The following is a 6,377-nucleotide window of genomic DNA, read 5'->3' as shown; positions in this document are numbered from 1 at the left end:
CCCTGAAGGAAGGGGTTTGCCGCGCTTCTGCAAGTAGACACCTTTCTTCTTCGTGATGCTTCGTGGGGTCTTTTTCCATGGAGTGTAATCGACTCAGTCGACCTCGTATTCCGTTCTGTTGACAATGTCTCTCTCGCCGGGCACCCGGCTAATTGTTGACATTTTGTACCTTAACCTACATCCGAACGCAACCCTCGATCGGGGCTGATATCCCGCTTGCCAAAAAGGTCTCGGCCAGCCATAGTGTTGACAAATATAGATGCAATGGAGAACCGTCACTTGAGCGATACCGCTTCCGATAGAATCCGTCGCCGCGTCGATCGCGAGACCCGCGTTGTCGTAGGGCGTCTGGCCATGAGGTCGGAACAGCTGGATGTCGCCCGTTCCGGGGCAATCGGATCGGACGTGACGACCATCGAGAATCTGGCTGCGAGACTTGCGGGTGGCTTCCTGTCCGTCGTGACGATGACGGAGTTGAGGCGCGTCGTGTCCGAGGTCGTTCCGAAGACCGATCTCGGCGAATTGAATTCCATCAAGACCCTACCTGGCTTCCCTTCCGCCGCCTCCTCTGCTCTGATGCGTGTCTGGCGCTCCGGCATCGACATGAGAGAATTCTCCGGCGACGAGCGGATCGAGGCCATTTTGGCTCTCGACGGAGCCGTCCGGGCCGTCCTTCCATCCGGCAGCTTGCCTCCGAATGATGCCGTTCGTTTGGCGCTCGCGCGAAAAGAATCGGCTAATGCAATTTTCGGAAGGGTTCGGTTCCGAGGGATGACGGAGCTTCATGCCGTTTGGCGCGAGCTTCTCTCGGGACTTCTCGAGGGTGGCGTGGAGGTCGTCTGGGACGCGGGAACCTCCGAGGTTCCGGAATGGCTGGATCCGGCCGTGCGAATCGAGCGCGTCGAAGCCATGCGTCCGGCTGTTTCTGCCTATTCCTGCGCGACCGCCCGTCATGAAGCGGTCGAGGCGCTCCGGTGGGCGAGAAAACTCCTGTCGGAGGGAGTTCCTGCCTCGGACATCGCGATCGCGACGGTTTCGACGCCGGAATACGATGACTACCTTCACGATCTCGCGCGGGGCTTCGAGCCGGGACTTCATTTCGTTCACGGTGTTCCCGTGGCGCGAAGCCGGGAGGGTCAGGCCTGCGCGGCTCTCGCGGACATCGTTTTGCGGGGGCTTTCCCAGAAGCGTTTGCGACGGCTCGTCGCACTGGTCGGATATCACGAAGGCGGTCCATTCGAGAACCTGAACTCGGATTGGGCTGCTGCCCTGCCCGTCACGGCGGGTCTCACCAGCGTGGTTCGGTGGGAGCGTGCGTTCGAGCACATGTCAGATGGCGACGAGATTGCGAACGTGATGATGCCCGTTATTCGTTTATTGGACGGGGGGGTGGATGCCGCCGAGGAGGCGGGGCGAATTTTGTTTTCGGCGAAAGCGACCAAGCTTTTCGCGATAACCTGGGAGCGAGCACTCTCCAATGGCCCACCTGAGTCTCTGGACGGTATTCTCTTGCGTCTTCGCGAAGCGGAGGACAAGGCGGATAGGACCTTAGGTCTGGACCGGGTTGCTTATATGCCTGCTTCAGATCTGGCGGCGTGCCCGCGCGGTCACGTTCGGCTCATGGGGCTTTCGTCCAGAGGGTGGCCCCGAAACTGGTCGGAGGATGCGCTTATCCCGGATCACGTGATTCCGGCCAAAAGGCTCGACCCCTTCCCATTGTCGCGGGTCGATAAATCGGACTTCATAACGATCATTCAAACGACCAGAAAGGACCTGACCCTCTCGTGGCCGCGCCGGGATATGGAGGGGCGTCGTCAGGGTGTGAGTTCCCTTTTCGACGAGGATGTCGGCGTTTTGGCCGATGACCTGAGATTGGCCGTCAGGAACGCTACGTATTTGAGGCTTCACGGGGTGCCTCGGCATGCTTACGGAGAAAGCGATAGACTGTTTTCGCGACCTTCGGAATTCGCCGCGACCCCCCGGGGGATCTCCGCCTCCACTTGTTGGAAGGCGTGGAGGGCGAATGATCTGTCGGGTTATGACGGCCTGATCGCCGCGAACCATCCTGCGGTGGCCGCCGCTCTTTCGAACGTGCAGTCACCGACATCACTCCGGCGACTTCTTCGCGATCCGCAGGGTTTCGTGTGGAAGTACGCTCTCGGCTTCAATGCGCCGGAATACGAGGATGAGCCGATTACACTTGATGCGCGGCAATTCGGCAATATCGTTCACGGGATGCTTCAGATTGCCGTCGAGGCTCTAGAAAAGCACGGTGGGCTCGTCAAAGCTACGGATGATAATATCGAGACTGAGGTCGAACACGCGGCCGTCGCCGTGGGCATGCGCTTCGAAATCGGTCAACCCGTTCCGCCCGCCCTCATTTGGCAGGCGTCGATGCAGAAGGCGGTGAATTTCTGCGTGCGGGCACTAAAAAACAGGTTTGATGATTTGGGCGGACAGAAGACGTTCGCGGAGGTTCCGTTCGGATCGGATCGGGAGCGTCGGACCAAGGTGCCGTGGGATATTCAGGAGCGCTTCAACATCCCCAACACAAACATCAGTATTTCGGGCGTGATCGATCGTCTCGATCTTTCGTCGGACGGCAGGATGGCCCGCGCGATTGACTACAAGTCCGGGAGAACACCGAACTCCTTGAACGAAATTCAAATCGATGGCGGCAAAGAATTGCAGCGGGTCATCTATGAGTTCGCGGTCAAGGCGCTCCTTAAGAAGGTCGAGACAGTGGAATCGCTCCTCTACTATCCTTCTGACATCGCTCACGCCGGACTGTCCGACAGCGCCAGTACCCTGTCGCGTGTTAGCGGGGCGCTGAACCTCGCGAAGGAGGGTTTGGCGAACGGCATCTCTCTGCCGGGGGTGGATGCATTCCAATCCTTCAATGATATGGCCTTCGCGCTTCCGGCGAACGCCCGTGCGAACTATCTGGCCCGCAAGAAGGATGCCTTTACGGAAGCCCTTGGACCGGCCACTGAAATTTGGGAATGTGAATGACGAAACTTCTGGATCATGACGCTCGAGTGCGGGCGATCACCGACCTGACATCCTCGCTTCTGGTCGAGGCGGGCGCGGGATCGGGCAAGACGTCAATCATGGCAGCCCGCGTCGTTTACCTGATGGCCGAAGGCGCGGAACCGAAGAACATCGTCGCGGTTACATTTACGGAAATGGCTGCGGGCGAGCTTCTGGCACGCGTGAACGAATTCATCAGGGCGGTGCTTGCCGACGACATAACGCCGGATCTGGCCGTCGCGTTCCCGGAGGGAGCGAGCGCGGGGCAGAAGGAACATCTCAAGGCGGCTCTGGCCGAACTGAACAGGATTACATGCTCGACGATCCACGGTTTCTGTCAAAAACTCATCAAGCCCTATCCGGCGGATGCCGACATCGACCCGGGTGCTCGCGTGGCGGACGCGGCCGAAGCTGACCTCCTGTTCGAGGACGTATTCGAAAAGTGGCTGCGTGACACCCTTACAGACAGTCATCGCGGTTCGGGGATGCTACCAATTTTTGTGGATTACGATCCCGATGCCGCCATGCGGACAGTTCGAACGATCTCGACCATACTCAGGTCGCACCGCGACATGAAGATGGTGGATTCGGGTTTCCCCGTCGACGAGCTTCAGGCCTTCATCGAGGGCGTTTCGGAGTTCAAGGCATTCATGAAGGGTTTCAGAGACTCGAACGACGGTAAAGATTACGCCGAGGACGAAACTTGGGAAATCGTCGAGGCGCTGGAACGCCTGTCCACCGTGTGGAAGACGGTTCAGGTGAAGGGAGGTGTCGCCGCCGCACTCGAGATTTGCGCCGCGGGGCCGGAGGAATCGGTACTAACCAATTCCGGAACGGTGCGAAAGTACAGGTACGGCGGAAAGTGGAAGGCAGCTCTCAAGGGGAGTTCCTTCGATCACATCGAATCTAACAAGCGGGCGACCGACTGGTACGTGCGCTGCACCGAGGCGATGCTCGACGTACTCCGTCGTGCGGCGGGGCATGCCTTGGCGGGGCTGACTGAGGAAGTTCGCCCGTTGGTCGAGCGCTTCAGAGCTGCAAAACGAGCGGCTGCGCTCCTTGATTTCGACGACCTCATGTATGCCGCGGTCACGATGCTTCGGGAGAAGGAGAACATCCGCCTAGCGGTGGGAAATCGCTACAAGTACGTTCTGGTCGACGAGTTTCAGGACACGGATCCCATTCAGGTGGAGATTTTCGACAGGCTGACGACCGACGCGCAAGGAAATCCGAAGCCGGGTTCGTTCTTCGCTGTGGGGGATCCGAAGCAGGCCATCTATCGTTTTCGCGGTGCCGACGTCGATACGTATGTCGGGGTGCGCGAGAAGATGCGTCTTCTTAACGCCGACAGTGTTCTCGAGGTTTCGACGAACTTCCGTTCCTCGGCAGCTATCCTTGAATTCGTGAATGAGAAATTCGAAGCTCCCTTGTCCCAGGCCGATCAGCCCGGTTTCTCTCGCCTGTCCGCCTTCAGGGGTGACGGGAACGGCGGTCCGTCGGTGGTGTCGTTCCCCCTCGAGAGTGAGGGAACATCGAAGGATTTAAGGTCAGAGGAGTCCGTGCGGGTCGCGGCGCTCTGCGCCCATCTCGTCACCCAGCACAAGGTTTCTGCGAAGGGCGGCGAGGAGATGCGACCTTGCCGACCGGGAGATATCGCCCTCCTTGCCCCCGCAGGGACGGAGATGTGGCGTTACGAGGCTGCCCTGGAAGCTGTCGGTCTGGAAGTCTCGACGCAGGCCGGCAAAGGTTTCTTCCAGCGGCAGGAGGTTCAGGATCTGATTGCCCTGACGCGTGTTCTCGCTGATAAAGAGGATACGCTCGCGTTGGGGTCCTTTCTGCGCGGCCCGGTCGTCGGCCTAACGGACGAGGTTCTCTTGAACGAGACAGCGGCGCTTCCGACGAAGGGAGGCGGTCATCCGGTGCGTTTAACGATCGAGACAGATCCGGAACTGGTCTCCGATCCGCTCCTCAAGGACGCCTTGAGAAAGCTTCGTGGGCTTCATCAAAGAGCGCCTCGTACGAGCGTTTACGGGATCTTGTCGGAAGCCGTCGAGCTTTTCGATTTTCGCTCCGTCCTGAGATTGAGGCACAAGGGTGTCTCGGAGCGCACGCTTGCGAACGTCGGTCGCTTTCTGGATCTTTCCCGTCCCTACGGCGTGCGCGGCATCAGAGCCTTCTCGGACACCATGCGGGCTTCGTGGGAAGACGGAGAGCGTCAGGTGGAAGGAAAACCGGACGCCTCGGACGATGCGATTTCGATCATCACGATGCATTCCTCCAAGGGTCTGGAGTGGTCCGTCGTCATCCCGATCAACACCAGTTCTCCGATGCGCACCGGACGCGGCGTTCTGTACGATGTCGAGAACCGTCTCTTCACGATGCCTCTACTCGGGGTATATCCGGCGGGTTACGATGAGGCTTACGAAGCGGAGACGGATGCCATCGCGGCCGAGAAGGTTCGACTGTGGTACGTCGCGGCGACGAGGGCGCGGGACCTCTTGATCCTGCCCGTGAAGAAGAACGTTTCGGGACGGACATGGTCGTCCGTGGTCGATCTCGGGCATGCAAACCTGCCTCCGATAAAAGTCGGAGACGTGAAGGAGGTTTCTCCGGAGACGGAACCGGAGTTCGGAGAGGACGAGCGCCAGTTTGGTGAGGAGACTGGCCGGATTGTGAGTTCCCTGCCGAAGCTCGAGTGGCTGTCGCCGAGCCGCAAGGAGGGTGGTCATCGTGACTTGAGAGAGTTTGATATCGACGAAATGATCGTAGCTGTTCCGTCTCTGGATATCGGCCCCGAAATTACGGGTGGTCGGTATCGAGGCGATGTCGTGCACAAGCTCATCGAAGAGGTGATTACCTGTGAGACGTCTCTCGATCCCGTAGAACTGCATGCCCGATCCGGGATCGTGTGTCGGCAGTATGTCGAGCGACAGCGGGAAGCGTCCGATATCGTTCTGGATGCCGCGGAGATTGCGCAAACGGTCTCAAGGGCCTTCTCCATACCGGAAGTGAAGCGGCTTGAGGGCAGGCTTTATGCTGAGCTTTCCATGGGTGACGCGTGCGTGAGCCCCGAGGGGGAGCGCGTGCGTTTCGGGCGTGCCGACTGCGGATGGGTGGATGACGGTGGTTTCATGGAGGGCGTGATTGATTGGAAGAGCGACATTGCTCCGACGAAATCGTCCCGTGCCGCCTATCGAGAGCAGTTGAGGGCCTATATGGATATGTCTGGCACCTCCAGGGGGATGATCGTCTACGTCACGACTGGGGAGGTTGACATCATTGAGGAGTGACTACTCCCCACCCTTTCGGGTGATGCTTCTTGCTTCTCAGGCTGCAACGGGCATTAA

At 59.1% G+C, this 6,377-nt stretch carries 2 protein-coding genes; both read left to right on the top strand.

Annotated elements, in window-relative coordinates:
* Positions 1 to 279: 279 nt before the first annotated feature.
* The gene (locus E1297_RS05275; RefSeq protein ID WP_196223200.1) at positions 280 to 3,012 is read left to right on the top strand and encodes a PD-(D/E)XK nuclease family protein; all 2,733 of its coding nucleotides are present in this window, start codon (positions 280 to 282) and stop codon (positions 3,010 to 3,012) included.
* Positions 3,009 to 6,320 carry an exodeoxyribonuclease V subunit beta gene (locus E1297_RS50940; RefSeq protein ID WP_155134862.1) on the top strand — a complete coding sequence of 1,104 codons (3,312 nt, stop codon included), beginning with the start codon at positions 3,009 to 3,011 and terminating at the stop codon, positions 6,318 to 6,320. Before E1297_RS05275 ends, E1297_RS50940 begins: the two co-directional genes overlap by 4 nt.
* Positions 6,321 to 6,377 lie beyond the last annotated feature (57 nt).

The sequence above is a fragment of the Roseibium sp. RKSG952 genome (assembly GCF_009711355.1).
The sequence above is the reverse complement of the archived record's forward strand: the minus strand, read 5'-3'. Positions and strand labels throughout refer to the sequence as shown.

Bases quoted from the DNA above. Each gene is read 5' to 3' on its own strand.
- E1297_RS50940 (WP_155134862.1), top strand. From the start codon at position 3,009: ATGACGAAACTTCTGGATCATGACGCTCGAGTGCGGGCGATCACCGAC.